Raw genomic sequence first — 24451 nt, 5'->3', positions numbered from 1 at the left:
GTTGTTGGGCGCGCTTATACGCACGCTCTATGACGGCGGCAAGGCGGCTTGAGCGGGCGGTTTGACGCTGCCACAGTCGAGCCATGCGCAAGCGCTCGGTCACCATCGACGGCCATCGCACCTCGGTATCGCTGGAGGACGCCTTCTGGACCGAGCTGGCGGCCCTCGCCCACGCGCGCGGCCTGTCGTTCAACACCCTGATCGCCGAGATCGATCACGCGCGCGCAGCTGGCGAAGGCGGCGGGTCGACCAACCTGTCGAGCGCGCTCCGGCTGCACGTGCTCGAGGCGCTGAGACAGCGGCGGGATGAGGCGCGCTGATTCATTCTCCTCCCCAGCTCGCTGGGGAGGTGTCTCGGTAATCCGAGACGGAGGGGTCAGAGGCCGCAGTCCCGCTGCTCATGACCCCTCCGCCCCCGATTACGGTGGCACCTCCCCAAGCTACGCTTAGGGAGGAAAGTAAGAAGCTGGGAGCACGCACGATCACTCCAGCTTGAACCCCTTGCTGCGCACGAATGCTCCGAAATCGGCGCGCTCGGGCACCGAATATTGCCGGGCCTTGTCTTCCGACCAGCCGTATTCGGCGCTTTCGCCGAACTTCTCGACATAGCGCTGGCTGCGGTAGGGCTGCACCGCCTCGCGTCGCTTGTCGTAGGCGGCGATCTTGTCGGCCAGCCCCCGCTCGTCGTAGCGGTCGCGGTGGACGGTGACGTCAAGCCCCAGGCGGGGGCTCATCACGCCCTCGAAGGATGGCCAGCCGACGCCCAGCGCCGCCACCGGAAAGACGTGCTGCGGCAGCCCGAGGATGTCCGAGACCTTGGCGGCATGGTTGCGGATGGCGCTGATCGGGCAGCTGCCCAGTCCCACCCGATCGGCGGCGGCGGTGAAGGTCGCCAGCACGATCCCGGCATCGACCGCGGCATTGAAGAACGGATCGAGATAGTCGTTCACGAACGGCCGCTTGCGCCATTCGAAGAGCAGGCGATGGCGGCGGTTGTTGCCGCAGAACACCAGGAAGACCGGCGCCGCCTTGACCCAGGGATTGTCGGGCAGCAGGGCCTCGAGCTTCTCGCGCTGGCCCTTGTCGGACACGATCACGATATCGCCCTGCTGGAGGTCGCTCTTCGAGGGCGCCGACAGGGCGACCGCGCACAGCGTGTCGAGCAGCGCCGGATCGACCGGCTTGTCGGAATAGCGCCGGATCACCCGGCGGTTGGCCATGTCGGCCAGGACATCGATGCCGCGCGGCGCCTCAGTGAGCGCCGGCGCGGTTCCGAACCGCGCGCGCAGCACGGTCAACAAACGATCGAGCAAGGAAACCCCTCTAGCGGCCGAAGATGTTGGGCAGTCGAGGGACCGGGATGGGAACGCCCGGCACCGGCGAGCTCTGCCCACCCGGCAGCACATTACCGACTCCCGGCAGCGTATTCACCATGCCCGGCGGATCCTTGGCGGTGCCGCGCACCACATTGAGCGACGGCGAGGAGGTCGGGCCGCGCGCGGTGGTGATCAGGTAGGTGGCCGAAGGATCCTCGGCGATGGTGAAGGTGATGGTCGTATCGGTGGTCGAGTTCACGAAGTTGGTCCGCGTCGAGATGTTCGCGATCGCGCGATTGCCTTGCACCGCCAGGCCCTTGTCCGTCAGCACGCCGGCCGCGACGTCGACACGGCCGGAGATCGGGCTGTCGTGGTTGACGAAGCGGTTCAGCACCAGCGAGATCGCATTCAGGATGTTGCCGACGCCGAGACCGCCCTTCTGGCCGATGGCGCCCAGCACGTTGCCCACGGTGTTGTCGACCACGCCGCCCGCCGCGCCGGTCGCCGCCCCGCCCAGGATTTGCAGCGCCTTGTCGGCGCCGACATAGATGTGGCCGCCGAGATTGGCGCCACCCGCCATCGAGCTGCGGATCTGATCGGCGGTCGAGCCGGCTGCCCGCACAGCGACGCCGTTGGCGTTGAGCCGTCCGTCGATCGTCACCTTGACCGTGCTGCCGAACTGGTTCGAGCCCGACAGGGTGCGCAGCATCTCGCTCAAGGAGATGCCGTTGACGTCCCCCTTGAGGTCGAGCGACAGCGCCGGCTGGCTGCCGTTGACGACGCCGGAAAACGCCAGCGAGCCGCTGAACAGGCCGCCCTTGAAATGGCCGATGGTGAGGACGCCGTCCTTGAGGGTGGCCGCCAGGTCGGCATTGGCGATGCGCATCGGCGCGCTGATCAAGGTCCCGACCTGCAGCTTGAAAATGCCGTCGACGCTGCGCAGCGGCCCGGTATCGATCGGCGCGGGCGCCGGCGCCGTCTGGTAGCGGCCTGCGGGCGGGCGGGCCGCCGTCCCGCCGCCGATCCGGTCGAGATCGAGCGTCGCCGCCTTGAGATCGGCCGTGATGGAGGGCTTGGCACCGGCCAGCGCGACATCGACCACGCCCTCCAGGGTCTGGCCATTCAGCGTGAGGCTGCCCTTGTAGCCGGCCGACCTGGGCGCCCCCTGGGCCACGCCCGGCAACGACAGCGTGCCGCTCGCCCGCATGCTCTGCGCCATCCCGCTGACCGAGAACTCGCGCAGGGTGAGCTGCTCGAGGGTGCCCGAAACGCCACCGCTCGCGGCCACCAGACCGAGCCCGGACGGCGCCGTGGTGCCGGCAAGCTTGAGCACGCGCCCCATGTCGGGCGCCTCGAAGTTGAAGGCGATGTCGGGTCGCGGCATCGATGACTGGAAATTGGCGACCGAGCCGCGCACCGCCAGGCGTGCCCCCACCAGATTGCTCACCTTGATGTCGTTCAGGCGCAGGGTCGTGCCCTGCAGGGCGATGTCGACATCGATGCCGCCGATCGTGTCCTTGCGGTAGATCAGCTTGGCAACCTTGGCCTTGAGCGCGACCGTCGGGCCGGCGACGGCCGGACCGGCCGGCTTGGCCGCCGGCGCGGCCGTCGCCGGAGCCGGCCTCTGCGGCGGCGGCGCGAGATAGGAATCGAGGTCGATCGTGTCGATGTCGACGCCGACGGCGACTGCCAGGGGAACGGTGAAGGCCACCGTGATGCCGCCGGTGCCCCTGAGATCGTCGACCTCGAAGGTGACGCCGCTCACCTGCACGTTGCCGCCGCTCGACGCCATGCGGCCCCTGATGTTGAGCCGGTTGAGCTTGCTCTGCGGCACCGAGGCGACGTCGACCTCAAGCCAGTTCAGGGTCTCGCGCAGCTTGGGCCCGACCAGGCTGAAATCGCCCGACACGGTGGGCCGCGCCGCGTCGCCCGACAGGGTCGAGCGCGCCTGCAGCACCATGTCGCCCGGCAGGGTCGCCATGAGCTTCGGGACGGCGACGGCGCCGCCCTTGGCATCGAGCTCGAGCGCGACATTGCGCACCGGCTTCTTGTTGTAGGTCAGCTCGCCGATCTCGAGCACCGCCTTCAGCGTGAGACTGGCCGGCAGGCCACCGGCCGAGGCAGCCGGCGCCACCGGCGCGGATGGAGTCGCAGGGGCCGCCGGCGTGCCTGGGGCCACCGGCTTGGCCGGCGCGCCTGGGGATGCCGGCTGGGACAGCGCCGCCATCACGCGGTCGAGGTCGACCTTCGGCAGCACCAGCCTGGCATCGATCGCCAGCCCCGGCTTCAGCGACACGGACATCGACCCCGAGCCGGTGTCAGGGCCCAGGGCGATCTTGAAATCCTTGGCCGCGAAGGACGTCTGCGACACCTCGATGGCGCCGTCGAAGCTGAGCTTGCCGGCGAGCAGCGGCGGCAGCGCCGGCTCGGGCTGACCAGCCAGCTGTGCGAGCGTGCCGACGAAGGTCGTGAGCGACTCGGCCGCCATCGAGGCGGCACCAGCCACGCGGGCGTTCGGCCCGAGCTCGCTCAAGGTGCCCTTGAATCCCAGCCGGCCGCCGCCCGCCTGCAGCGACAGGTCGGCGCTGTGGCCGGCCTGCCCCTTGACGCCGACGGCAAGGTCGAGCTTGAGCGGCGCGCCGTTGACCGTGGCGCTGCCGGCCAGTGAATAGGGCCCGTCGATCGAGCCGACCGAGGCGGTGAAGCTCGCCTTCTCGGCAACCACCGAAAGGCCCGCCTTGGCGTCGCTGAAGATCAGCGTGCCGTTGTCGATGGTGAGCCGGCCGAGCGACAGCGGCCTGGCCGGGCCGGCCTTGGGCGCCGCCGGCTTGGCTTCGGCGACCGACGGCGTGAACTCCCAGTTCGGCTTGCCGGCGGCATTGATCTCAAGGACGATCTTGGGCTCGACCAGCGTGACCTCGTCGACCTCGATGCCGCCGCTCAGCAGGGGGAGGATCGCAGGTTTCACCGTGACCGACTTGACCTCGACCATGTTGGCGTTCTTCGAGCCCGGCGCATTGAAGAACTTCACGCCCTTGACCGTGACCACCGGGGTCGGCAGCAGCGACAGGTCGATCGGCCCGTCGATCACCAGTTCGCGGCCGGTCGCCTTCTTCACCTCGGCGGCGATCTGCGGCTTGAAGGCGTTGACGTCGATGAAGAACGGGACGGCGACCAGCAGGATGATCAGGAGGGCAATGACGCTACCGCTGCCGATCAGGACTTTCTTGCGAAGCGAACTGGCCATGACCGCTCCCGTACCCGGAGTGATACTAAGAGTAGCGTATCGACGCGCGGCGCGGCATAGACATCTGGTGTTCTTCCACAGGCGAGATGAACGATGGCGGAGATCGTCAACCTGCGACGCGCCCGCAAGGACAAGGCGCGACGCGATCGCGCGGTCGAGGCCGACGCCAACCGGCGCCGCTTCGGCCGCACCAAGACCCAGAAGGACGCCGACAAGCAGGATGAGGAGCGCGCCCGCCGCGCGCTCGACGGCAAGGCGATCGACAAGGAGTGACGCTCCCGTTCATCGACAGAAAAGAACGGCCCCGGATTCTTGCGTTCGGTGCGTTCGGTGCGTTCGACGCCTTTCGAATCAAGGGGTTGGCCGACCGCAAGAACCGGCTGACAGCGTCCGGTGCGGTCGGAACGGCATTCTTGCGGTCGGGCCCTCACGGCCCGAGCTATCACGACATCGGGCAGGCAGGCCCGCGGAGTTGGCTCGCCCCTGCAGCCAAATCCGTGCGCACGAATCACACACGACCATCGAGCCAACTGCGTCGTGCTCATACTGGACCGCGGGCGTCTCGCCCGCTCATGCTCATGCTCATGCTCATGCTCATGCTCATGATGCATGAGCGGGCGAGACGCCCGCGGTCCAGCATGATTCATGCGCTCCGTCGGAGGCGTGGCTACCGCCCGGCCCGGTTGACTGCCAGGCGTTCGAAGAAGGTACGGGTCGCCTGGTCGGCGCCGGGTCCGGCCACGGCGCGCACGTTGGTGAGCTCCATGCGCTGGCCGGTCTCGGCGTCGATCAGCACCGGATCGAGCGGCCGGCCGTCGGTGCGGTTCACGAGGTCCATGGGCTTGCCGCTGCGCGCCGCCGCGCCGTAGCGGTCGCCCCACTGCTTCAGCCCCACGATCACCCCGAACAGCGCCGCTCCCTTGTCGGTCAGCCGGTACTCGTGGCGCAGCGGCCGCGTCTGGTAGGCGATCTTGCGGAAGATGCCGACCTCGACGAGCTTCTTCAGGCGCACCGTCAGCACGTTGCGGGCGATGCCGAGATTTTCATGGAAGTCGTCGAAGCGCCGCACGCCGTAGAAGGCGTCGCGCACGATCAACAGCGTCCATGGTTCGCCGACGATATCGAGCGCCGACGCGATCGAGCAGTTCATCTGTTCGTACGATGTTCGCCGCATGACGGTAATCTATAGGCCGCCCGATCAGGCGCGCAATCGGCGCCCCTGGCACCTGGCCCACGGCCCGGCCCCCGCTGGAGCCGACCGCACGCGACAAAATCGGGCGTCGCCGATCAGGAACTGTCGCGTGGAGTGGTGGAGAGCACCAGGTAACCGACAATGGCCGAGAGCAGCGACCCCGCGAGCACGCCGAGCCGTACCTGTGCCTCGTGCGTCGGATCGGGAAAGGCGAGCGTGCCGATGAACAGGCTCATGGTGAAGCCGATGCCGCCCAGGACGGCGACGCCATAAAGACCGCGCCACGAGCCGCCAGCCGGCATGGCGGCAACCCCCAGCGCGATCAGCAGGCCGGCGCCCAGCACGATGCCAATCTGCTTGCCGAGGAACAGGCCGGCGGCGATGCCGAGCGGCACCGGCTCGAGCAGGCTTGCAAGCGACAGATCGCCGAGCGCCAGGCCGGCATTGGCGAAGGCGAAAACCGGCATGATGAACCATGCCGACCACGGCTTCAGCGCATGCTCGAGATGAACGGCCGGACGGGCCTCGTCGGCGACACCGCTCACCCGCAGGGGAATGAACATCGCCAGCACCACGCCGGCCAGGGTGGCATGCACCCCCGAGCGCAACACCGACGCCCACAACACGACGCCGAGGACCATGTAGGGGCCGAGGCGACGCACGCCAGCGAGGTTGAGCGCCGCAAGGCCGACAATGACCACACCGGCGAAGCCCAGGGCGAGCGGCGTCAGGTGGCTGGTATAGAACGCCGCAATGATGACGATCGCTCCGAGGTCGTCGACGATGGCGAGGGTCGTCAGGAACATCTTCAGCGCGAGCGGCACGCGGCTGCCGAGGGCGGCCAGCACGCCGAGCGAGAAGGCGATGTCGGTCGCCGTTGGAATGGCCCAGCCGCGCAGGCCCACCGGGTCGCGCCAGTTGAGCGCCAAGTAGATCAGGCCCGGTATGAGCATGCCGCCGAGCGCCCCGGCGATCGGCAGGGCGACCTGCGAGGGTCGCGACAGCTCGCCTTCGAGGATCTCGCGCTTGATCTCCAGCCCGACCAGCAGGAAGAAGATCGCCATCAGGCCGTCGTTGATCCACAGCAGCAGCGGCTTGCTGAGCCCGATCTCGCGGTACTGGATGGTGAACCTGTCGGCCAGCGCCGCCTGCACCGTCTCGCGCAGCGGCGAGTTCGCCAGCACGAGAGCCAAAACCCTACTGCTGTCATCCCGAGCGCAGCGAGGGACCCTTTTCTATCGTTTGTTTCCCCACAGCAAAACGCCCGGGCCTTGCGGCCCGGGCGTCTCGCCGATCAACCGATCGGTGCTACTCGCGTTCCTGTCCGAGGAAGCTCATGAGGAACTGGAACAGGTTCACGAAGTCGAGATAAAGGCTCAAGGCGCCGAAGATCGCGACCTTTTCCATGACCTCGGTGCCCCAAGCTTCGGCATACTGCTCCTTGATCTTCTGGGTATCGTAGGCGATCAGGCCCGAGAAGATCAGCACGCCGACGGCCGAGATGATGAAGCTCATGGTGCCCGAGGGCCAGAACATGTTCACGAGGCCGGCCAGGATCAGGCCGATCAAGCCCATGAACAGGAACTTGCCCATCGCCGTCAGGTCACGCTTGGTGGTGTAGCCGTACAGGCTCAACGCACCGAACGCTGCAGCGGTGATGAAGAAGGTGCGAGCCACCGAGGCGCCGGTATAGCGGAACAGCAGCAGCGACAGGCTCACGCCCATCAGCGCCGTCACAGCCCAGTAGACGGCCTGCACCGCGCCCACGCTCATCGCGGCAGCACGGAAGGACACCAGCAGCAGCAGGCCGAGCGGCGCGAAGATCGCGATCCAGCCCAGCGCGTTCAGGCCGACGACGCGGCCGGCCTGGACCTGAAAGAACAGGCCGGCCAGCTCGGCGGAGCTGAACAGACCGACCGCCACGATGCCCGACAGCGCGAGCCCCGAGGCCATGTAATTGTAGACGCGCACCATATGGGCGCGCAGGCCGACATCGAACGCTGCCTGGTCGGCAACAGTGCCGGCACGGTTGAACATTCCGAAGTTCGTATTCGCCATTTGAGTCAGAGCCTCCACGAGGCCTCGTTAGCGAGCCCCATTGCCCGACAATCTGGTCATTCAGAGGTTATGAATCAATAGTCTTCTGAAGCCGCCCGATGTTGCGGATCATTTACAAATCACAAGATTTTGCCGGTCATTTCGTTGCACCAGTCATTCGTTGCGCAACAGGGCGAGCGGCCGCTGGCGCAGGGCGCTCAAGGTGCCGGCCAGCCCGAAGGCCAGGGTCAAGGCCGTGGCGCCCAGGGCAACTGCCACCGCGACGGTCGGCAGGAAGGTCCAGTCCAGCCCCATCAGGCGGCTGATGACGAAATAGGCGGCCGCCGTGCCGACACCCAAGGCAGCGAAGGCGGTGGCGAGGCCGAGGGCGGCGAACTCCCAGGCGAAGATTCCGGCAATGCGTGCGCGCGTGGCGCCCAGCACCTTCATCACCACGGCCTCATGGACGCGGCGTTGCTGGGTCGCCAGCATGGCGCCGGCCAACACCAAGACGCCGGCCAGGATGCTGAGGAAGCCGATGACGCGGCTCGCCAGCCCGATATTGCCCAGCACCCCGGCCGCCGTCTCGACGGCGTCGCGGATGCGCACCACCGTGACGTTGGGGAAGTGGTCGGTCACCGCCGTGAAGATCGCGTCCTCGGCGTCCGGCCTCGCCTTCACCGTGGCGAGGAAGGTATGGGGCGCCTTGTCGAGCAGACCGGGTGAATAGACGAACACGAAATTGATCGCCAGCGTCGTCCATTCGATGCGCCTGAGCGAAGCGATCGTCGCCTCGATGTCGCGGCCCAGCACGTTGACCGTGATGGTGTCGCCGAGTCCCAGGCCGAAGGCGCGCGCCAGCGCCTCGTCGAACGAGATGAGCTGCGGCCCGCGATAGTCCGCCGGCCACCATTCGCCGGCGACGATGCGCGAGCCTTCGGGAGGCTTGGCCGAGTAGGTGACGCCGCGATCGCCCTCGACCGCCCAGCGCGCTTCCGACGGCACCGCGATCTCGCTCACCGGCTTGCCGCCGATCCTGACGATGCGGCCGCGCAGCGACGGCACCTTGTCGAGCGGACCAGCGCCGGCAATGGCGGCGAGCGTCTTCTCGAACTCCTGGATCTGGTTCGACTGGATGTCGACGAAGAAGAACGCCGGCGCGTCGCTCGGGATGCGCCGCGTCAGCTGCTCGCGCAGATTGCCTTCGATCAGCGCCGTCGCCACCAGCACGGTGAGGCCGAGTCCGAGCGACAGCATGACGATCGGCGTCGGCGCGCCCGGCCGGTGCAGGTTGGCGAGCGCCAGCCGCAACCCGGCCAGGCGCGGCTTGCCGGCCCGCGCCGCCACGAACATCAGGAGCCGCGCCAGCAGCGGAAAGGCGATGAAGGCGCCCACGGCGCCGAGCACGAACCAGACGGCGATGCGCCTGGAGTCGGCCGTAAAGATGGTGAAGGCCGCCAGCGCCAGCGCCACGGCGAGGATCGGGAGGGCATCGCGCCACGGCAGGCGCCCCGCCACGGCAACGACCGCGCCGCGCATCAGGGTCGCCGCGGGAATGCGGCGCGCCCGCAAGAGCGGCACCAGGGTGAACAGCAGCGCCACCAGGAGGCCGAATGCGCCGGCGATGGCGAGCGGCTCGGCGTAGAGCGCGACCCGCGCGCGCACCGGCAGCACGTCGGCGATCAGCGACTGGGCAAGGAACGGCAACGCGCCGCCGATCACCACGCCCAGCAGCACGCCGAGCAGGGCGAGCGCGGCGAGCTGCACGAAGTAGGTCGAGAAGACCAGGCGCTCGGGCGCGCCGAGGCATTTCAGGATGGCGATGGTGCGCAGGCGTCCCGCGAGAAAGCTCGCGATCGCGTTGCCAACGCCGACGCCACCGACCAGCAGCGACGACAGGCCGATCAGGCCGATGAACTGGGTCAGCCGGTCGAGCCAGAAACGGATGCCGCCACCCGCTTCGGCGAGGCCTCTCACCCGCCATCCGGCGTCCGGGAAGCGGCTCTTCAACGCGTCGATCGTGGCCTTGTCGGAGGTGCCCGGCGGCAGACGCAGGCGGTACTCCCAGTTGAGCAGGCTGCCGGGCTGCACCAGCCCGGTGTCGGCAACCGCCGCGAACGGGATCATCAGGCGCGGACCGAGGCTTGCGAAGGCGTTCAGCCCGCGATCGGGCTCGCGTGTCAGCACGTCGCGCACCTCGACGGTGGCATCGCCGATGCGCACGCGATCGCCCAGCGCCACGTTCATGCGCCGAAGCGCCGAGTCCTCGACCACGGCGCCCCACACGCCATTGCGCTGCGCCAGCGCGTCGGCCAGCGTCCCGCCGCCCTTGAGCTCGGTGACGCCGTACAGCGGATAGTCCGGCTCGACCGCCTTCATCTGCACCAGGGTGGGCCGGCCGTGCGGCTTGACCGGCCGCGCCATCGCCCGGCTGTCGATCCAGCGCACGAACTGGCCGCGCGACTTCATGAACTCGATCTGCTCGGGCGTCGCCTCGCGGTAGAGCAGCGAGACCGCGACGTCACCGCCCAGGATCTCGCGCGCGTCGGCGCGCAACCCCTCCTCGACGGCGCGGCTGAAGCTCAGGATGCCGGCGATCGCCGCCACGCCCAGCGCCAGGCAGGCGATGAACAGGCGAAACCCGGCCAGCCCGCCCCGCATCTCGCGCGCGGCGAGGCGGAAGGCGAGCGGCAGGCGTGGACCGCCCTTCGGGCTCTTCTCCCCCTCAAGCGGAAGAGGTTGAGCGAGGGTCACGTCTTCACCCTCTCCCCAGCCTCTTCACCCCTCCCCAGCTCCGCTGGGGAGGGGTCGCGTCATACGCGACGGAGGGGTCATGAGCATCGCGACTGTAGCTCATGGCCCCTCCGTCCGCGGTTACGCGGACACCTCCCCAAGCGACGCTTGGGGAGGAGAATGAGAAGAGCACGGAGAGGCTCATCACTGCGCCGCCAGCGCCGCTTCAGGGCGTTCGTCGGCGACCAGCAGGCCGTCGGCGATGCGCAGGATGCGGTCGCAGCGTTCGGCCAGCGCCATGTCATGGGTGATCAGGATCAGCGTCGCCTTGTCGGCGCGCGCCAGCTCGAACAACAGGTCCATGACCTGCTTGCCGGTGCTGCCGTCGAGATTGCCGGTCGGCTCGTCAGCCAGCAGGAGCCTGGGCCGGCCGACGAAGGCGCGCGCCACGGCAACGCGCTGCTGCTCGCCGCCAGACAGTTGCGCCGGATAATGACCGATGCGATGGCCGAGCCCGACCCGACGCAGCGCCGCCTCGGCAAGCTCGAAGGCGTCGCCGCGGCCGGCGAACTCGAGCGGCAGCGCCACGTTCTCGTGCGCCGTCATGGTCGGGATGAGGTGAAACCCCTGGAAGACGATGCCGATGTGATCGCGCCGCAGGCGCGCCCGCGCGTCGTCGTCGAGCGGCCCGAGATCGTGTCCCGCCACCTCGACCCGGCCCGAACTCGCTCGCTCGAGGCCGCCCGCCACCATCATCAGGCTCGACTTGCCGGCGCCCGAAGGGCCCACCACCGCGGCGATCTCGCCGGCGGCGATGTCGAGGCTGACGCCGCGCAGGATATTGACCGTGCCGGCATCGCTTGCCATGTCGAGATGGACGTCGGAAAGACGGACGATGGGCGCCAAGGCAACGGGTTCCGGAACAGAGGCCATGAGTGTCGGGTCTGCATATGGTCGTTTTGCGGCGATGGTCAATTCGCTGCTGATCACGATTGCGCTGTGCTTTTCGCCAGCCCATGCACAAAGCACGCCGAGCACGGGGACCACGCCGGTCAAGCTGGTCTTCCTGGGCGACAGCCTGGCGGCCGGCTATGGGCTGAAGCCCGACCAGGCGATCCCCGCCCGCCTCGAGGCGGCGCTGAAGGCGGCCGGCCGCAACGTCACGGTGATCAATCACGGCGTGTCGGGCGACACCACGGCGGGCGGCCTCGCCCGGGTCGATTGGATGCTGGCCGACAAGCCCGACATCGTGATCGTCGAGCTGGGCGGCAACGATGCGCTGCGCGCCCTCGACCCGGTGGCGACCGAGCGCAACCTCGACGCCATCATCGCCAAGCTGAAGCAGGCCGGCGTGACGGTGTGGCTGGCCGGCATGCTGGCGCCGCGCAATTTCGGCCCCGAGTACGCCAAGCAGTTCGACGGCGCCTTCCAGCGCCTCGCCGACAGGCACAGCGTGCCGTTCTATCCGTTCTTCCTCGACGGCGTCGCCCAGGATCCGGCGCTCAACCAGCCGGACGGAATTCATCCCAACGCCAAAGGCGTCGACGTGGTCGTCGCCCGCCTGCTGCCCTTCGTCACCCGGAACCTCGACGACTATGCCGCGTCTGTTCGTCGCCCTGCCCGTCCCTGAGGAAATCGCCGACGAGCTCACGGCGCTGCAATCGGGCGTGCCCGATGCGCGCTGGATGCCGCCGGAGAACCTGCACGTCACCTTGTGCTTTGTGGGCGAAGTGCAGGGCGGCGTCATGCGCGACCTCGAGGAGGAGCTGGCCGACATCGCCGGCCCGCGCTTCGCCGTGGCGGTCGCCGGCGTCGAGCAGTTCAGCAGCGGCAAGCAGCCGCGCGCGCTGGTCGCCACCGTCGAGCGCAGCGACCGGCTCGACTGGCTGCAGCAGAAGGTGGCGACGGTGGCGCGCAACTGCGGCATCGAGCTCGAGCGCCGCAAGTACCGCCCGCACGTCACCCTGGCGCGCTTCGGCAACAGTGCCGAGACCGGCCACCATCTGGCGCAATTCATGGCCACTCATTCGACCTTCAAGGCCGGCCCATGGATCGCCGATCACTTCGCGCTCTACTCCAGCCGCACCGGGCGCAACGGCTCGATCTACACCGAGGAAGCGGCGTACGCGCTGACGTTCTAATTTCTTCTCCTCCCCAGCTTCGCTGGGGAGGTGTCCGCGTCATCGCGGACGGAGGGGTCATGGGCCGGGAGCGCGGCCCTGACGCACCGTCTTCGCGACGAGCTCGGCGTCGCGCCCGAAGCCGAGACCCGCGCGCTGCTGGGCGCCGGCCCGGCCGTGCCGGCCGAAGATCCGCCACCGACGCGCTACGTCGGCGGCGGCAGTGTCCATCTCGCGTTCCAGACCTCCTGTTCGCCTCGCTGGCGAAGGGAAGCGCGGCGCCGGACTATCCGCACGCGCTGCAGGTCGGCCAGTACGATCTGTGGCTGCAGCAGCTCGTCGAGATGTGGGGCGGACCCGCCGGCATCGAGACCTTGGCGCCGAGCCTCGCCGACGATCCTCGGGCGAGAGCCTGGTGGGCAGGCCTGCTGCGGGCGGCCTCGAGCCCGGGAGCCATCAAGGGCGTGCTCGAGGCGTTGCGCGACATGGATGTGCGGCGTCTTCTGAATCGGATTTCCGTGCCGACCCTGGCGCTGCACCGTCGCGGCGACCGGGCCGTCCGCATCGGCGCCGGCCGTCATCTCGCCAGCCACATCGGGCAGGCGCGATTCGTCGAGCTCGACGGCGCCGATCACTGGCCCTTCGCCGGCGATCAGCAGGCCATCCTTGCCAGCGTCAGGCAATTCGTCGGCGATCTGGCGGTGTGACGACGAACGGGCGATGCAGGCGGGCGATCGTCTCGCCGCCGCCGGTTCAGGCCTGGGTGATCAGGCTTGCGCAGGCAGAAACAGGCAGACTGGAACGATGGCGACGCTTCCGTCGGTGTCTGCCCTCCACGAGATAGCGCACGCCCAGCCGCTCGCCGATCGAGCGGGCATCGAGCTTCTCGCCGCGCAGCACGAATGACGAGTTGCGCGCGAGCACGAACAGCCACGACACGCGGGACAGGCCGGTGATCAGATCTTCCGCCATGCTGGATCGCGCCATCGCCCTGTCGCCGGACTACGCCCAGGCACTGGCCTACGCCGCGCATTGCCGCGCGATGAGGCCGAGCCTCGCCTACTCCTGCGATGCCGATCGGGATTTCCGTGAGGCCGATGAGTTGTCGCGCCGTGCTCTCGAGAGCGATCCTGCGGATCCGGTTGCGCTCCAAGTCGCCTCGCTAATCCCGGTGATCGTGCATCGCGACTATCAGGCGGGTGGAGACCTGATCGATCGTTCGCTGGCGATCAATCCGAACGATGCCATTTCCTGAAACCGTCGCGGCTGGATCAGCGTGTGGGCAGGCGACGTCGAAACGGCAATGACCGCGTTCGAGAAATCCCTGCGATTGAGCCCGCTCGAGCCGCAGTGGAATGCCGGTCCCAAGTTCGGGATGGCCTCCGCCCTGTGCTGGGGCGGGCGTCCCGAAGAAGCGCTGCCCTGGGTTCGACGGGCCCTTCAGGAGCGTCCCGACTGGGCTGGGATACACCGGCTGCTCGTTGCCGCGCTGTGGCTGTCAGGCCGACATGCGGAGGCCAAAGTGGCCGCGCGAAGATATCTCGAGATGGTGCCGGGATTCTCCGTCAGCCATGCCCGCAAAGTCAGCCCGGTCCGCGGCACGCCGGGACAGGAGCGGTACTTCGATGCTCCGCGCGAGTCGGCCTGCCGGAATGACGGTTGGCGTTTCGTCACTGAGCGGCGCGGACACCTCTCAAGTCCCTCCCCCTGTGGCGCTGTAAACAGCGCCACAGGGGGAGGTGCCCCGTCATACGGGGCGGAGGGGTCATGAGCAGCAGGACTGTGACTCATGACCCCTCCGCCCCCGCTTACGGGGGCACCTCCCCAGCGAAGCTGGGGAGGAGAAGAAGATCCGCCCCTTCGGGGCACCTTCCCCGCATGACCAGGGCATGAAAAAAAGCCGTCATCCCGAGCGGAGCCGCCCGATTAGGCGCTGTTTACAGCGCCATTGGCAGCACAGTCGAGGGACCTTTCTTGTCGACGCCGCAGCAAGAAGGTCCCTCGACTGTGCCGAGCTGCGCTCGGCTCCGCTCGGGATGACGGATTTTGTTGTCGATATGGGAAGGCCTGGCCCCCTTGGGGGAACCTCCCCCATATTACGGGGGAGGAATCTGGTGCGTCAGCCGCGGCGCGCCGCCTCGATGGCGGCGACATCGATCTTCTTCATACCCATCATCACATCGAACGCGCGCTTTGCTTCATCGCCGCCGGCCGCCATCGCCTCCGTCAGCACGCGCGGCGTGATCTGCCAGGAGATGCCCCATTTGTCCTAGCACCAGCCGCACGCACTCTCCTCGCCGCCGTTGCCGACGATGGCGTTCCAGTATCGGTCGGTCTCTTCCTGGTCTTCGGTCGCGATCTGGAATGAGAAGGCTTCGTTGTGCCTGAAGATCGGTCCGCCGTTGAGGCCGATGCAGGCGACGCCGGCGACCGTGAACTCGACCGTCAGGACGTCGCCCTTCTTGCCGGACGGGTAGTCGCTGGGCGCACGATGGATGGCGCCCACCGAGCTGTCGGGAAAAGTCTTGGCATAGAAGCGCGCCGCAGCCTCGGCGTCCTTGTCGTACCATACGCAAATCGTGTTCTTGGCCATTACCTCTCCTTTCGCTGTGAAGCCAAACTCAACGGCCGCCCTCCACCGGAAGATCCCGCGACGGTTCGACCTTTTCTCCTGCTACGCCGGCTGTGCGACCGGGCGATCCGAGGGATAGGGCGGGAACAAGAGCGCGATCGCCATGGCGCCGAAACCGATGCCGGCCGAGGCGATGTAGAGCCAGCCGTAGCCGCCGGTGGTGTCGTAGATCCAGCCGCCGACCGCCGGCCCGAGCGCCATGCCGAGGCTCGAGAAGATGGTCGACGCGCCGATCACCGTGCCCATGATGCGCGTCGGGAAGTATTCGCGCGCGATCACCGCGTAGAGCGGCATGATGCCACCATAGATCAGGCCGAACACGGCGGCCACGGCATAGAACTCGCCGAGCTGACGCACGAAGAAGTAGGCGCCCGCCCCCAACGCCTGAGCGAACAGGCCGGTCACCAGCACGCGCTTGGCGCCGAAGCGATCGCCCGCCAGGCCGAACAGGATGCGCCCGCCCAGGCCGGCCAAGCCCTCGACGCTGTAGATGGTGACCGCCGCCATCATCGGCAGCCCGCAGGCGAGGGCGTAGCTCACCGTGTGGAAGATCGGGCCGGAATGGGTGGCGCAGCAGCAGAAATAGGTGAGCGCCAGCACCCAGGATTGCGGCGAGCTGAGCGCCTGGCCGGCCGTCATGTCGGGATCGGCGGCCCCCATCGGCATGCCCGCCGCGGCGACGACGCGCTGGCGCGCATCCGGCTCAGCCGGCGCACGGCGCACCAGGAACGCGGTCGGCACCAGCACCGCCCACGCGAGGATGGCGATCATCAGCTGGGCTGTCCGCCAGTCGTAGTGCGTGATCAGCCAACTCGCGAAGGGCGACACCGTCATGGGCGCCACGCCCATGCCGGCCGACACCAGCGACACGGCGAGGCTGCGGTGCTTCTCGAACCAGCCGGTGATGGTGGCGAAGGTCGGCACAAACACCGCGCCGGCGGCGGCGCCGACGATGATGCCGTAGATCAGCTGGAACTCGATCAGGCTCGTCGCGCGGCTGGCGAGCAGCAGCCCGAGCCCGAGCAGCACGCCGCCCGCCAGCACCACCGGCATCGGCCCGAAGCGGTCGGTGAGCGCACCCCAGCCGAACGACGCGAAGCCCATGACCAGGAAGACAATCGTCATGGCGCTCGAGACGCCGGTGCGCGACCACTGCGTCGCGTCGGCCATGGGCTGCAGGAACACCGCCAGCGAGAACACGGCACCGATCGCCACGCAGCCCATCAGCGCGCCGGCGACGACGACGACCCAGCCGTAGTAGAGTTTCATCGGGTACTCCTCGAACGGGCTCAGGCTATAGTTAACCGATTGGTTAAGTTATTGCAAGCCCTGCCGCTCCCTCTCGAAGGCAAACGGCGGTGTAGAAATTCCGCCGCCTGCTCGCCTGCCGTGACCCCAGGGGACCGGGTCGCTGCCGCGCATGCGATCGTTGGCTGTGATCATGCCGTCGACCAGAGCCGGCAGGTCGGATGGGCAGGCGCCGATGAACTCGGGATAGGGGTCGAGGTTGTGGTCACGATCGCCGATGAAGACGCCGTCCGCGCGCAGGCCAACTCTTGTGAAACGTCTGTCCTCGATCAGCACGCCGTGCAGACGCTCGAGCTCGCCCAATGACAGCGGGTTGCGGCCGGCCTGCAGGACAGCGCGGCCCCAGCGTTCGAGTCTCGACGGCGGCGGGCGTTCTCCCTCGATCTCGAATGAGGCACGGCTGTCGGCCAGCAGCAGGAAGCTCGCAGCTCGGGCAATCAGATGCGCACCCGTCCGGCCGACGAACTCGGCGGCCTTCTCGGCGAGCCGGCGGCTGACGAAGGCTGCGAGTGCCGAGGTGCGACGGATGATCGGACAATAGCTTCCGGTGCCGAGAAGATTGTCGCGGGTCCTGTGACGCTTCGAGAGGATCGGACTGCTGGTGAAGTAGGCGACTGGATCGAGGGCGTCGGCGGCCGCTATCGCCTTGGCGTCCTCGAGAGGAAGTGTCCGGCCGGTCAATCGCTCGTAGAAGAACCAGGTGCGGCGGCTCACAACGCCGGTCGGCGTGGCCTTGATGAAGGCCACCAGTTCCTTGGCGTCGATTGCTTCGAAAGCCCGCTTGAGGATGAGCAGGTCGATCGCCTCATGACGAAGGGCGAAGGCCAAGTGATCGGTAGCGAGCTCGCCGGGTTCGTGACGCCGGTCGAGCACGGTCCAGTCGCCCTCGACACACCGGCTTCCCCGGACATGCCCCTCGGCGATGGCCTGGGGAGCCCGAGAGCAAGAAATCTCCTAATCGTCTTTGTCGAAAAGCAATCTAATCTGTCGAAGGATACGCAATTTGAGCCTTCCTGCCGAAAATCGATCACAGGAGGAAAGCACGGGCAGATCCGGTTTGCCGGGATGAGACTTCCCTCGGACGGCGACGAGACACTTGAGCGGCATGGCAACGACGTTACTCTCGGGTTGCCGGCGCTATCCCTCGAGCCGATGCGGCTCGCATTTTTGCGGGCGCCGTCGCTATTCCGCTGCGACCGCGACGCGCGGCCTTGAGGTGCCGCACGAGCTGCCGATCGTGCCGGCTCATGGCCGACGTTCCACCGACCACTTCCGGCCACGGGCGCCAGCGCGACGCGCGGTCAGGCACCTGGTCGCCCATGACCGTCACCCGCTCGATCACCCGCTCGCCGACAAAGTCGTTGACCACGTAGTGCTGGGTGAAGCGATTGTCCCATATACCGATGGTGCCGGCTGTCCAGCGGTAGCGCACCGTGAACGGCGGCTGCTGCACCCAGCGCGTGAGGTAGGCCAGCAGGTGGTCGCTTTCCGGGCCGCTCATCTCGACGATCCGGCGCGTGAAGTGCTCGTTCACATAGAGCGCCTTGCGGCCGCTCTCAGGGTCGATGCGCACCACCGGATGGATGGCCATGCGATCCGCCCGGTCGTGCGGATGGGCATCGTGCAGCGCGCTCAACCCGTCGCACAGCTCCTTCAGCGGCGGCGACAAGCCTTCATAGGCGGCGACCAGATTCGACCACATGGTGTCGCCGCCGACCTCCGGGCACTGCTTCATGTTCAGGATCGACATCAGCGCCGGGCGCGGCAGGAAGGTGAGGTCGGTGTGCCATTCGTCGGCGATGCCGCCTTCGCTCGCCACGAGTCGAAACAGCTCGGGGTGCTCCTTGGGCGTGCGCTCCTTCAGGTTCGGATGGCCTTCGAGCAGGCCGAAATGCCGGCCAAAGGCGATCTGATCGTCGGCGCTCATGAACTGGCCGGGGAAGAGCAGCACCATGTGCTCGTGCAGCAGGCTGCGGATGTCAGCCGCTTCCGCCGCATCGGCGTTGGCCAAGATCACGCCGGTCACCTCCGCGCCCAGCGCCGCCGAAAGGCGCTTCACCTGCCAATTGCGCGTCGCCATGGTTCCCTCCTCACCCGTTGATGCTATCGCCGGCCGTCGCTCACGAACCGAAATGCCGCACGGCCCAATATACCGGTGGCCCGATCACCAGCGCCAGCGCCAGACCGTCTCTCATTCTCCTCCCCAAGCGTAGCTTGGGGAGGTGTCGCCGCTTTCGGCGACGGGTCATGAGCCCCAGTCCCGCTGCTCATGACCCCTCTTCATGACGGGCACCTCAGGCTTTGGCCGCACGTAATGCCGGCCACAGCAAGCTGGAGGAAATTGAAATCAGCCGGGCTTTATGGCCACCGACGAACGTCGCCGGCCAGGGCATGTCGACCATGACGCAGCGTCATCCCCGGGCTGGCGGCCCTGGAAGATGAAATGCTCGGGCGAAGAAGCGCGGCAGCCAATCGATCATCTTGGCGGCGATCTCGCCGGGCGTGCCGGAACCAGCGGTCCTGCATGAAGGCTTCGAGGAAGGTAAAGCGGGTTGTCTCGCCGGTGAGCGAGCAGCTCGCCGGTCGCGAGGTCGACGTATGTCTGCCCGGTGCGCTCGGAACGTCTGCGCGATGGAGCATGGTCGATGAAGCCGGTGCCGCTCGATCGCATCGGCCGCCGACTCGCCGACCAGGACCTCGCGCATCAGCGCCGCGGCGCTACCGCCCGGCCTCGTCGTCGTGTGACGATCACGCCCAGGCGAGGTGCTGCGGCTCGATCAGCGGCGCCGATCAGCCCGCCCGGTAGCGCACGGCGCGGACGCGGGCCTTCCAGGCGGCGGCACCGATCCCACCAGCGGCGGCCAGGACGGACCGGCAGCGCGCGCCACCAGCTTTGTAGATGCGGCCGTGGTCAGTCGAAGCGTTCACCGCGCCACGCCAGCCCAGGATATCCAGCGACTCCTCGAAGGCCCGTGTGCGCCCTTGGTTATCCAGGGAAAGCTCTCGAATTCGACCGGGCATTCCCGCCTGCCCCCAGGCCGATCTCGAGGCGCCCGCCCAATATTGTCCACCACCGACAGGTCCTCGGCCAGGCGCAGCGGATGGCCGTACAGCGCGCCAGCGCCACGCCTGGCCGATCCGGCAGCGCGGCGCGGCCGCGGCGAGCGCGGCACAGGCAACGATGGGCGACGGACAATAAAGCCATCTTCCTCGCCGTGATGCTCGCTGGCCCAGATGGAGTCGAAGCCCAGCCGGCTGGCCTCGCTCGCGAGCTCGAGACTCTCACGATACGAGCTGTCCCACCTCTCGCCCAACCCGGGATGGACCGACTGAGCGACAGGTGGGTGACCATAGTCCGCGACTCCCGCTTAGTTCCGGCCTTCGATGCGAAAGCTCGGCGGCGAGATCTCGTCGGCGCTGCGGCCGCGGAAATCGACGCCCAGGCGTTCCGCTGAGCATCCTGCTGCGGCGATCTGCAGCGCGCACCGAGTCGATGGTCAGGACGGTGCCGTCCTTCACGACCTGGCGTCCATCGACGAAGACATGCCGCACCGCGCGGTCGGCGGCGCTGAACACGAAGCTGCGCAGCGGATCGCGCACCGGCCGCATCCCGGGCGCGTCGAGGTCCAGCATCACCAGGTCGGCATTGGCGCCGACCGCCAGCCGGCCGAGATCGTCGCGACCCAGCGCCTTGGCGCCGCCGATCGCGGCATGGCACCGGCCGCATCCCGGGCGCGTGCGCGGCCCATGGTCGACGCCATGCGCAGCTCCTCGGCCATGTTCTGCGGCTCGGTGTCGGTGCCGATGGCGACGTTCACGCCCTTGCGGATGTAGCTGCCGACATCCTCCATCATCTGGCCGTAGCGCGAGAAGACGACGGGGCAATGGGCGACCGACGTGCCGGTCTCGGCCAGCAGGTCGAGGTCGCGCCGCGTCCACCATTGAACCAGCGAATGGTGATCGAGGAAGAGGGCGTGGCCCAGCAGCGTGTCGGGACCGAGCAGCCCGTTCTCGTGCATCCACTGCACCGGCGTGACGCCATGGCGGCGCACCATCTCCTGGAACTCGGGGATGTGCTGCGAGCAATGCACGGTCATCTTGAGCCGGCGCTGGCGGGCGGCGGCAAGGCTGTCGCGCAGCAGCTCGAGGCCGCAGGTGTCGATCTGCATCGGCGCGATCATGGCGCCGAGCCGCCCCGAGGGATGGTGCGTCGCAGCGTCGACGGCGGCGAGCGCCGTCGCGAAATCGCGCCGCCCCTTCTCGACGTCCCACAGATAGTCGAGCCGATGGCCGGTCGGCACGTGCCATTTGGCATCGCGGTACATCGGCGCGGCGACCGCGCGGATGCCGGTGCCGGCCAGCAGGTCGAGCCAGCCGTCATAGGCCACCGCGAGATCGACGACGGTCGTGGCCCCGCTCTTCAGCAGCTCGGCGATGGCGTTCTGCGTCGAGGCCGCATTGGCGGCGAGCTGCGCCGTCGCACCGCCCGCCTGCTCGGTGAGGCCGGAGGTCACGAAGACGGATTTCTCGTCGAGGATGCCGGTCATGTAGAGCGCGGGATTGCCCAGCTCCTCGATCAGGCCGCGCCCCAGGCTCTCCGACTGCAGATGGGTATGGACATTGACCATGCCCGGCATCACGCAGAACGCCGAGCCGTCGACGATCTGGTCGGACTTCCCGGTGTAGTCCGGATCGATATGGACGAGCCGGTTGCCGTCGAAGACGACATCGACGCCCTGGCGGTAGAAGTGCTGCCCGAGATCGGCGTCCCACGCGACCACCCACGCCGCGTTCCTGATGAGTACGATCATGCCGCTACAATGTCCTGTGTGGTTGGCGCAGGGACCTTAGGATGGCGCCAGGTCGTTGTCGCGCGCGCCCTCTTGCTTCCCTCCCTGCGCGCAGCGCGGGGAGGTGCCCCCGCAGGGGGCGGAGGGGTCATGGGCGACACATGCGCTCTCTTGCTTCCTCCCTGCGCGCAGCGCGGGGAGGTGCCCCGCAGGGGCGGAGGGGTCATGGGCGACACACGCGCTCTCTTGCTTCCTCCCTGCGCGCAGCGCGGGGAGGTGCCCCGCAGGGGCGGAGGGGTCATGGGCAACATACGCGCTCTCTTGCTTCCTCCCTGCGCGCAGCGCGGGGAGGTGCCCCGCAGGGGCGGAGGGGTCATGGGCCTCAGTCGAAGCGCCCGTCCATTTCCTTCCGATGCAAGGCCTCGTAGATCGTTTCGACGACGCTGTCCGTACGGAACAAGACGTCATCATTCCAAAACCTCAATGTCCGAAAGCCGCTGGCTCTCAACGCTGCATCTCGATGGTAGTCGTGCGGTGCCTGATCGAGATGCTGACTGCCATCCAGCTCGACAACGACCCTCGCCTCGAGGCAGGCGAAATCGCAGACATAGATGCCGAAGGGATGTTGCCGCCTGAACTTGAAGCCAGCCAATTGGCGGCGGCGCAGGCGACTCCATAGGCGCCGCTCGGCATCCGTCTGGTTCGTACGCAGTTTGCGGGCGAAGTGAAGCACATTGGAGATATAATCGCGGACTCTTGACGCAAATATGACGAACACTGCAATCTAAGCGTGTGTTGCTCATGACCCCTCCGCCCCCTGCGGGGGCACCTCCCCGCGCTGTGCGCAGGGAGGGTGGGAGCACGTGTGTCGCTCATGACCCCTCCGCCCCTGCGGGGGCACCTCCCCGCGCTGTGCGCAGGGAGGGTGGGAGCACGTGTGTCGCTCATGACCCCTCCGCCCCCTGCGGGGGCACCTCCCCGCGCTGTGCGCAGGGAGGGTAGCTGAGCGTGGCTCGGCTACGCGAAGGTCAGCAGGCGCTTCGGGTTGCGCACGAGGATGGCGTCGATCTCGTCCTCGCTGTAGCGGCGCTTCTTCATCATCGGCACGACGTTGCGGAAGATGTGGCCGTAGCCGTGGCCGCCGAAGCTTGCGAGGCGGGTGCGGTAGCAGATGTCGTGGCTGATCACGACGCGGTCGAGGTGGCCGTGGTCGATCAGGGCGCGGATCAGGCGGAGCCGCGTCGCATCGTTGGGCATGTCGATGTCGCTCAGCCCGTAGTAGCTCGACTCCTGGCCGAACAGGTCGAACTCGACCGTGACGCCCGAATCGGCCAGCCGCAGCAGGCGCTCGACGTCGAAGATGGTGCGGTCGATGTGGCTGATGACGACCCGCTCGGTCGGATGGCCGGCCGCCCTGATGAAGTCGGCGACTTCCTGCGGCTGGTCGGGATCGCGCCCGGGATGGACGTTGATCGCCGCACCGGTTGCCGACGCGGCGATCAGGGCGCCCTGCATCACCCGCTTCTCGAGATCGGTCCACGGCGCCTGGCAGCCGATCTCGCCGATCATGCCGGCGCGCACGTCGGTGCCCCAGGCGCCGGTCAGGATCTGGCCGATCATCTCGCTGGCGAAATCGTCGACGCTGCGGTCGTGGTTGCGCGCATCCTGATAGTCGTTGACGTAGTAGCCGCAGCCCATGACCAGATGCACGCCGGTCCCGGCGGCAATGCGGCGCAGGCCGTTGGGATCGGGCGACAGGCCGCCGCAGCTCAGCTCGACGATGGCGTCGCCGCCGTCGTGCTTCATCATCGCCACCTCGCGGGTGGCGATATCCTCGAGATCGAGCATGTACTTGCGGCCGGCCCGCTTCAGCCCGCGGCCGTAGTTGATCTGCCAGACATTCTCGAGCGTGATCTCGGGGCCGAGATCGTTGTCGCCGCGTGTGCCCGGCGGGCGGATGTCGCACAGCACGTGCTCGTGCATCAGCGTGCGGCCGAGTGCGTCGGGCTCGATCGGCCCGAGGACGGTCTGGATTTTCCCGGTGAGCTCGTCGCGGGTCATTGCGGCTCCAGCTTGGCGGCTTCGATGACCTTCTTCCACTTGGCGTTCTCGGCGACCATGTGTTTGGTGAGGGCTTCGGCATCGCCCGGCAGCTCGGCGGCGCCGGCCTCGCGGATCTTCTTGATGACGGCCTCGCTCCTGATGCCCTTGGTGATCTCGTCCGACAACTTCTTGACGATGTCGGCCGGCGTGCCGGCCGGCGCCGCCACGTACCACCACGGCGCGGCGTCGAAGCCGGGATAGCCGCTCTCGGCGATGGTCGGCACGTCGGGCGCCGAGAACCAGCGCTTGGACGAGCTGACGCCGAGGGCGCGCAGCGCGCCGGACTGGATATGCTGCAGGTAGGGCGGCAGGTTGTCCATGGTGGTGAGGATGTGGCCGGCCAGCAGGTCCTTCATCACCAGCGAGCTGCCGCGATAGACGACGTGCTCGAGCCGCATGCCGGCGAGCTCCGACAGATACTCCATCGCGAGATGTCCGGTGCCGCCGACCGCCGGCGAGCCGTAGCTCACCTTGTTGGGGCCCTGCGTCTTGCAGTATTCGACGAACTCCTTGACAGACTTGGCCGGGAAGCTCGGATGGACGGCGAGCACGTTCGCCACCTCGCCGACCAGCGCCACCGGTGCGAAGCTCTTCACGCTGTCGTACGGCATGTTCTTGTAGAGGTACTGGTTGGTGACGGCGGTGCCAACCGTGCCCAGCAACAGCGTGTAGCCGTCGGCTGGCGCCTTGGCGACCAGCTCGGCGCCGACATTGCCGCCGGCGCCGGTCTTGTTGTCGACGATCACCTGCTGGCCCCACACCTCGGTGAGGTACTGGGCGACGATGCGGCCCAGGAGGTCGGTCGTGCCGGCGGCGGCGAACGGGACCACCATGCGGATCTGCTTGTTGGGGTAGGTCGCCTGCGCCCAGCCGGCGCGGCTCACCATCGGCGCCGCAACGGCTGCTCCCAGCAACGATCGGCGACGAATCGACTTCGACATGACATTCCTCCTGAAGCTCGTGACTTTATAGT

22 protein-coding genes and 2 pseudogenes are annotated in these 24451 nt (G+C 67.8%); 6 read left to right on the top strand and 18 right to left on the bottom strand.

The window, feature by feature from the left end:
• The first annotated feature begins 83 nt into the window (after positions 1–83).
• Complete coding sequence (locus ACILR9_RS24815) at positions 84–320, top strand: ribbon-helix-helix domain-containing protein (RefSeq protein WP_395712647.1); 237 nt, start codon at positions 84–86, stop codon at positions 318–320.
• 162 nt (positions 321–482) lie between these two features.
• Here the strand turns inward: ACILR9_RS24815 and ACILR9_RS24810 are convergent, their stop codons facing one another.
• Both ACILR9_RS24810 and ACILR9_RS24805 read right to left on the bottom strand, forming a co-directional pair.
• Complete coding sequence (locus ACILR9_RS24810; RefSeq protein ID WP_395712646.1) at positions 483–1313, bottom strand: nitroreductase family protein; 831 nt, start codon at positions 1311–1313, stop codon at positions 483–485.
• Between the two features lie 10 nt (positions 1314–1323).
• The gene (locus ACILR9_RS24805) at positions 1324–4563 is read right to left on the bottom strand and encodes an AsmA family protein (protein WP_395712645.1); all 3240 of its coding nucleotides are present in this window, start codon (positions 4561–4563) and stop codon (positions 1324–1326) included.
• A gap of 93 nt (positions 4564–4656) precedes the next feature.
• Here ACILR9_RS24805 and ACILR9_RS24800 point away from each other — a divergent pair, with 93 nt between their 5' ends.
• Positions 4657–4836 carry a DUF4169 family protein gene (locus ACILR9_RS24800; RefSeq protein ID WP_395712644.1) on the top strand — a complete coding sequence of 60 codons (180 nt, stop codon included), beginning with the start codon at positions 4657–4659 and terminating at the stop codon, positions 4834–4836.
• Positions 4837–5230: 394 nt separating this feature from the next.
• On the opposite strand, the gene ACILR9_RS24795 is transcribed toward ACILR9_RS24800, so the two are convergent.
• The 5 genes from ACILR9_RS24795 to ACILR9_RS24775 all read right to left on the bottom strand — a co-directional run bounded on the left by ACILR9_RS24795 (position 5231) and on the right by ACILR9_RS24775 (position 11458).
• Positions 5231–5737 carry a winged helix-turn-helix transcriptional regulator gene (locus ACILR9_RS24795; protein WP_395712643.1) on the bottom strand — a complete coding sequence of 169 codons (507 nt, stop codon included), beginning with the start codon at positions 5735–5737 and terminating at the stop codon, positions 5231–5233.
• 113 nt (positions 5738–5850) lie between these two features.
• A complete protein-coding gene (nhaA, locus tag ACILR9_RS24790) occupies positions 5851–6948 on the bottom strand; it encodes a Na+/H+ antiporter NhaA (protein ID WP_395712642.1) in 1098 nt (365 codons plus the stop codon).
• A 115-nt stretch (positions 6949–7063) separates the two neighbouring features.
• Positions 7064–7813: a Bax inhibitor-1/YccA family protein gene (locus ACILR9_RS24785; RefSeq protein WP_395712641.1), complete on the bottom strand. Its 750-nt coding sequence runs from the start codon at positions 7811–7813 to the stop codon at positions 7064–7066.
• A gap of 153 nt (positions 7814–7966) precedes the next feature.
• Positions 7967–10546: an ABC transporter permease gene (locus ACILR9_RS24780; protein WP_395712640.1), complete on the bottom strand. Its 2580-nt coding sequence runs from the start codon at positions 10544–10546 to the stop codon at positions 7967–7969.
• Between the two features lie 183 nt (positions 10547–10729).
• Positions 10730–11458: an ABC transporter ATP-binding protein gene (locus ACILR9_RS24775; protein ID WP_395712639.1), complete on the bottom strand. Its 729-nt coding sequence runs from the start codon at positions 11456–11458 to the stop codon at positions 10730–10732.
• On the opposite strand from ACILR9_RS24775, the gene ACILR9_RS24770 reads away from it, so the two are divergent.
• The 3 genes and pseudogenes from ACILR9_RS24770 to ACILR9_RS24760 form a co-directional block, all read left to right on the top strand.
• Positions 11457–12155: an arylesterase gene (locus ACILR9_RS24770; RefSeq protein ID WP_395712638.1), complete on the top strand. Its 699-nt coding sequence runs from the start codon at positions 11457–11459 to the stop codon at positions 12153–12155. The two genes, ACILR9_RS24775 and ACILR9_RS24770, sit on opposite strands and share 2 nt — an antisense overlap.
• Complete coding sequence (gene thpR / locus ACILR9_RS24765; protein WP_395712637.1) at positions 12121–12666, top strand: RNA 2',3'-cyclic phosphodiesterase; 546 nt, start codon at positions 12121–12123, stop codon at positions 12664–12666. Before ACILR9_RS24770 ends, thpR begins: the two co-directional genes overlap by 35 nt.
• A gap of 21 nt (positions 12667–12687) precedes the next feature.
• A pseudogene (locus tag ACILR9_RS24760) lies at positions 12688–13352 on the top strand (alpha/beta fold hydrolase); the annotation flags it as partial.
• A 46-nt stretch (positions 13353–13398) separates the two neighbouring features.
• On the opposite strand, the gene ACILR9_RS24755 reads toward ACILR9_RS24760, so the two are convergent.
• The gene (locus ACILR9_RS24755; protein WP_395712636.1) at positions 13399–13617 is read right to left on the bottom strand and encodes a hypothetical protein; all 219 of its coding nucleotides are present in this window, start codon (positions 13615–13617) and stop codon (positions 13399–13401) included.
• On the opposite strand from ACILR9_RS24755, the gene ACILR9_RS24750 reads away from it, so the two are divergent.
• On the top strand, positions 13616–13900 hold the full coding sequence (locus ACILR9_RS24750; protein ID WP_395712635.1) for a hypothetical protein: 285 nt from the start codon (positions 13616–13618) through the stop codon (positions 13898–13900). The two genes, ACILR9_RS24755 and ACILR9_RS24750, sit on opposite strands and share 2 nt — an antisense overlap.
• A gap of 864 nt (positions 13901–14764) precedes the next feature.
• Here the strand turns inward: ACILR9_RS24750 and ACILR9_RS24745 are convergent.
• The 10 genes and pseudogenes from ACILR9_RS24745 to ACILR9_RS24700 all read right to left on the bottom strand — a co-directional run bounded on the left by ACILR9_RS24745 (position 14765) and on the right by ACILR9_RS24700 (position 24419).
• Positions 14765–15238 (bottom strand): annotated as a pseudogene (locus tag ACILR9_RS24745) (VOC family protein).
• Positions 15239–15319: 81 nt separating this feature from the next.
• Positions 15320–16546: an MFS transporter gene (locus ACILR9_RS24740; protein ID WP_395712634.1), complete on the bottom strand. Its 1227-nt coding sequence runs from the start codon at positions 16544–16546 to the stop codon at positions 15320–15322.
• 48 nt (positions 16547–16594) lie between these two features.
• The gene (locus ACILR9_RS24735) at positions 16595–17458 is read right to left on the bottom strand and encodes a Fic family protein (RefSeq protein ID WP_395712633.1); all 864 of its coding nucleotides are present in this window, start codon (positions 17456–17458) and stop codon (positions 16595–16597) included.
• 244 nt (positions 17459–17702) lie between these two features.
• Positions 17703–18665, bottom strand: a complete 963-nt coding sequence (locus tag ACILR9_RS24730; protein ID WP_395712632.1) for a TauD/TfdA dioxygenase family protein — start codon at positions 18663–18665, stop codon at positions 17703–17705.
• A gap of 710 nt (positions 18666–19375) precedes the next feature.
• Positions 19376–19513, bottom strand: coding sequence for a hypothetical protein (locus ACILR9_RS24725; protein WP_395712631.1), 138 nt, complete (start codon positions 19511–19513; stop codon positions 19376–19378).
• A 354-nt stretch (positions 19514–19867) separates the two neighbouring features.
• Positions 19868–20248: a hypothetical protein gene (locus ACILR9_RS24720; protein WP_395712656.1), complete on the bottom strand. Its 381-nt coding sequence runs from the start codon at positions 20246–20248 to the stop codon at positions 19868–19870.
• Positions 20218–21396, bottom strand: coding sequence for an amidohydrolase family protein (locus tag ACILR9_RS24715; RefSeq protein ID WP_395712630.1), 1179 nt, complete (start codon positions 21394–21396; stop codon positions 20218–20220). Before ACILR9_RS24715 ends, ACILR9_RS24720 begins: the two co-directional genes overlap by 31 nt.
• A 361-nt stretch (positions 21397–21757) precedes the next feature.
• Positions 21758–22108 carry an endonuclease domain-containing protein gene (locus ACILR9_RS24710; protein ID WP_395712629.1) on the bottom strand — a complete coding sequence of 117 codons (351 nt, stop codon included), beginning with the start codon at positions 22106–22108 and terminating at the stop codon, positions 21758–21760.
• A gap of 284 nt (positions 22109–22392) precedes the next feature.
• The gene (locus ACILR9_RS24705; RefSeq protein ID WP_395712628.1) at positions 22393–23436 is read right to left on the bottom strand and encodes a phosphotriesterase; all 1044 of its coding nucleotides are present in this window, start codon (positions 23434–23436) and stop codon (positions 22393–22395) included.
• Positions 23433–24419, bottom strand: coding sequence for a Bug family tripartite tricarboxylate transporter substrate binding protein (locus ACILR9_RS24700; protein WP_395712627.1), 987 nt, complete (start codon positions 24417–24419; stop codon positions 23433–23435). Before ACILR9_RS24700 ends, ACILR9_RS24705 begins: the two co-directional genes overlap by 4 nt.
• Positions 24420–24451 lie beyond the last annotated feature (32 nt).

Origin of the sequence: Reyranella sp., assembly GCF_044224635.1 — a bacterium.
Taxonomy (GTDB): Bacteria; Pseudomonadota; Alphaproteobacteria; order Reyranellales; family Reyranellaceae; genus Reyranella.
Note: the sequence above shows the minus strand (reverse complement) of the source record. Positions and strands in the feature narration are given on the sequence as shown.

Bases quoted from the DNA above. Each gene is read 5' to 3' on its own strand.
- ACILR9_RS24705 (WP_395712628.1), bottom strand. From the start codon at position 23,436: ATGACCCGCGACGAGCTCACCGGGAAAATCCAGACCGTCCTCGGGCCG.
- ACILR9_RS24770 (WP_395712638.1), top strand. From the start codon at position 11,457: ATGAGTGTCGGGTCTGCATATGGTCGTTTTGCGGCGATGGTCAATTCG.
- ACILR9_RS24815 (WP_395712647.1), top strand. From the start codon at position 84: ATGCGCAAGCGCTCGGTCACCATCGACGGCCATCGCACCTCGGTATCG.
- ACILR9_RS24800 (WP_395712644.1), top strand. From the start codon at position 4,657: ATGGCGGAGATCGTCAACCTGCGACGCGCCCGCAAGGACAAGGCGCGA.
- ACILR9_RS24785 (WP_395712641.1), bottom strand. From the start codon at position 7,813: ATGGCGAATACGAACTTCGGAATGTTCAACCGTGCCGGCACTGTTGCC.
- ACILR9_RS24740 (WP_395712634.1), bottom strand. From the start codon at position 16,546: ATGAAACTCTACTACGGCTGGGTCGTCGTCGTCGCCGGCGCGCTGATG.
- ACILR9_RS24730 (WP_395712632.1), bottom strand. From the start codon at position 18,665: ATGGCGACGCGCAATTGGCAGGTGAAGCGCCTTTCGGCGGCGCTGGGC.
- ACILR9_RS24715 (WP_395712630.1), bottom strand. From the start codon at position 21,396: ATGATCGTACTCATCAGGAACGCGGCGTGGGTGGTCGCGTGGGACGCC.
- ACILR9_RS24750 (WP_395712635.1), top strand. From the start codon at position 13,616: ATGCTGGATCGCGCCATCGCCCTGTCGCCGGACTACGCCCAGGCACTG.
- ACILR9_RS24805 (WP_395712645.1), bottom strand. From the start codon at position 4,563: ATGGCCAGTTCGCTTCGCAAGAAAGTCCTGATCGGCAGCGGTAGCGTC.
- ACILR9_RS24700 (WP_395712627.1), bottom strand. From the start codon at position 24,419: ATGTCGAAGTCGATTCGTCGCCGATCGTTGCTGGGAGCAGCCGTTGCG.
- ACILR9_RS24775 (WP_395712639.1), bottom strand. From the start codon at position 11,458: ATGGCCTCTGTTCCGGAACCCGTTGCCTTGGCGCCCATCGTCCGTCTT.
- ACILR9_RS24795 (WP_395712643.1), bottom strand. From the start codon at position 5,737: ATGCGGCGAACATCGTACGAACAGATGAACTGCTCGATCGCGTCGGCG.
- thpR (WP_395712637.1), top strand. From the start codon at position 12,121: ATGCCGCGTCTGTTCGTCGCCCTGCCCGTCCCTGAGGAAATCGCCGAC.
- ACILR9_RS24755 (WP_395712636.1), bottom strand. From the start codon at position 13,617: ATGGCGGAAGATCTGATCACCGGCCTGTCCCGCGTGTCGTGGCTGTTC.